The organism is Bartonella saheliensis (genome assembly GCF_902162175.1).
This window is the reverse complement of sequence record NZ_LR607285.1, coordinates 1-2,282: the sequence shown is the minus strand read 5'-3', so window position 1 is coordinate 2,282 and position 2,282 is coordinate 1. Positions and strand designations below refer to the sequence as shown.

The 2,282-nt window shown below is 43.5% G+C and carries 4 protein-coding genes; 1 reads left to right on the top strand and 3 read right to left on the bottom strand.

Features of this window, described 5'->3' with window-relative positions:
* The first annotated feature begins 2 nt into the window (after nt 1-2).
* Nucleotides 3-278 carry a helix-turn-helix domain-containing transcriptional regulator gene (locus tag FS875_RS09670; RefSeq protein ID WP_144756193.1) on the top strand — a complete coding sequence of 92 codons (276 nt, stop codon included), beginning with the start codon at nt 3-5 and terminating at the stop codon, nt 276-278.
* Between the two features lie 69 nt (nt 279-347).
* Here FS875_RS09670 and FS875_RS09665 read toward each other — a convergent pair whose 3' ends face one another.
* The 3 genes from FS875_RS09665 to FS875_RS09655 are packed head-to-tail and all read right to left on the bottom strand — an operon-like array spanning nt 348 to nt 2,256.
* On the bottom strand, nt 348-1,658 hold the full coding sequence (locus FS875_RS09665; protein WP_144756191.1) for a phage late control D family protein: 1,311 nt from the start codon (nt 1,656-1,658) through the stop codon (nt 348-350).
* Nucleotides 1,655-1,879, bottom strand: coding sequence for a tail protein X (locus FS875_RS09660; protein ID WP_144756188.1), 225 nt, complete (start codon nt 1,877-1,879; stop codon nt 1,655-1,657). Before FS875_RS09660 ends, FS875_RS09665 begins: the two co-directional genes overlap by 4 nt.
* Nucleotides 1,876-2,256 carry a phage tail protein gene (locus FS875_RS09655; RefSeq protein WP_144756185.1) on the bottom strand — a complete coding sequence of 127 codons (381 nt, stop codon included), beginning with the start codon at nt 2,254-2,256 and terminating at the stop codon, nt 1,876-1,878. Before FS875_RS09655 ends, FS875_RS09660 begins: the two co-directional genes overlap by 4 nt.
* Between the last annotated feature and the right edge of the window lie 26 nt (nt 2,257-2,282).

Genomic DNA, 2,282 nt, shown 5'->3' with positions numbered 1-2,282 from the left:
AAATATTTCATGATGACCCTGAGTTGGCAGCAGCTACCCTTGATGCCATTTTAGCAGATGGTGACCAGGGGGAATTGCTTGTAACACTGCGTCAAATGGCAAAAGCTTATGGTGGTGTTCAAGCTGTCGCTAAAGCAGCCAACCTGAATCCAACACAACTTTATCGGACACTGTCAGAAAAAGGTAATCCAGAGCTCCGTAGTTTAAATGTTTTGCTGCGTACTATGGGGTTTCGCCTGGCTGTACGACCTCTTGAACAACCCGTTCCACACATTTGATATCAGTGTTGAGTGTATTAAACACTTTCCACTCCTAAACAACAGTGTTTTACAGCAAATCATGATAATCTATTCTATATCTTCTTTATCCATATGAATAACGCCGTCTCCTTCGTCACATGCATTGGGGGAAGCGTTTGGATCAAGGGTATCGTCTTTGTCTGGTGTGGTATTGGCTACGTTTTTTGCAGTATCTTCTTGGGCTTTATCAAAAAGTTCGCAGTCTATTTTTGTTGTATATCCACCTGTTTTATCAAGCTTGTGTTTGACGCTTTTGATGCGCCACTCTGCTGGAATATAGGGGCGGAAAGGGGGCTCTTGAATAAGTTTTGCTTCTGCTTGTACAAAGGGATCACCACCGATATCACATGAGAAAGAAGATTTTCCACGTGATGATTTATTGCGATAAGCAGCAATGGCCGCAATCGCTTCTGATTGATTGTGGTAGGTATATTTGAGTTCATGAAAAGGTTCTTTACCAACCTTAACTTCCTTTTTCTCACCGGTGCGGATATCATGATAGCTTGCAAGGACACCGCCTTTTTTCTCTTCTTCTTGCTTTTGTTTTTCGGGTGTTTCTGCTGTTATCTTTGTTTTAGGTAAATTTGGGACATCATTTTTATCCATATGAATTACATCTTCACCGTCCTCAAATTCATCTGGTTCCCTTGCATCAGCGGCGGCTTTTTGGTCATCTCCTGCATCTGTTGCTAAGCCATTGGCGCTCCCTGCTTCATCGCGTGCACTGTATTTAAAATCCCAAGAGGTACATTGTTTTTCATGAATAACAACGACGGGGAGTGTTTCACCGGTGATGGCTTTGCCTTCACCCCGTTTGGCAAGCACCAATTTGCCGTCAACAGGCTTTGCGACGGCGTCATATTCTTCTGCAAGGCGTGTGGCAAAAGCCATATCGCTTTCAGCCGTTTGATCAATGTGACGTACAACAATTTTGGCAAGAGCAGGGTCGACCTTTGCTGTATAGCCATTGCGCTGTGCTATCTCTTGAATGATATTGCCAAGGGTTTGTTGATGATAGGATTGGCTTTTGGGTGTGCGATAAGATGTATTCATGGAGGCAGCGCGTCCTGTAACACTTAAGGTTTGTGGTGGGCTGCTTACAGAGATTTCATCAATCAGATAGGCGCCCATATCGCGGTTTTTACCCCCTTCATAGCCAAGGGTGACAGAAATGACTGTTCCTATGAGAGGAATATCAAGAAAGCCGTTATCACACTCACGGGCGCGGTCATCAAGTTCTATGGTGATACGATCACTTTTGTCTTCCGCTTCATCGGTAATTTCAATCGATAAGACATAGTCCATCAGCACGCGTGTAATGTCTTCGCCATTTGCCATCACTGTGCAAAAAGGTTTCATGATTGACTACCCCAAATTCTAATGACCGGTGTGGCTTTGGGATAGGGGAGGGTTGGCAAGAGGATTGTGATGCCTGCTTTTAAGAGGGGTCCATAGTCTGCAAGACCAAAATTAGCTGCATAAACGCGTTCAACAGCAAGGGCTTGTTGACCCTTGGCATAATATCTCCAGCAAATAGCATCAACCATATCGCCTTCTTTTGTCACGTAAAGATTACTCATAGTTCTTCACCATATTCTCTCAAATTGACGGTAAATTCTTGTTTTTTTGGGTTACCATTTTGATGAAAGAAGCTTTGCTTTTCTTTAACAGAAAGAATGACAAACTTGCCCAAAATCCTCCCCTGACCTGTTACAAGGATATGAGGTCCCTCATGTGCCATTTGCCGCAAATATTCCAGTTGTCTATAACCGCCTTTAAAGTCTGGATAAATTACACCTGTTAGGGAAAATTCTGCATTGGCAACAGCTGGCAATTGAAGAGCAGCCTTGCGCCTTAATCGCCCTTGCTCGACCCATGGAATGTTATAGGTCATATCGAGGGCTTGATAAGCTGCTGTTTCAATGGAAAAGATAAAACGACCTAAAGCTAACATCATGATGATTAATCCGAAAGGCTAGAAGT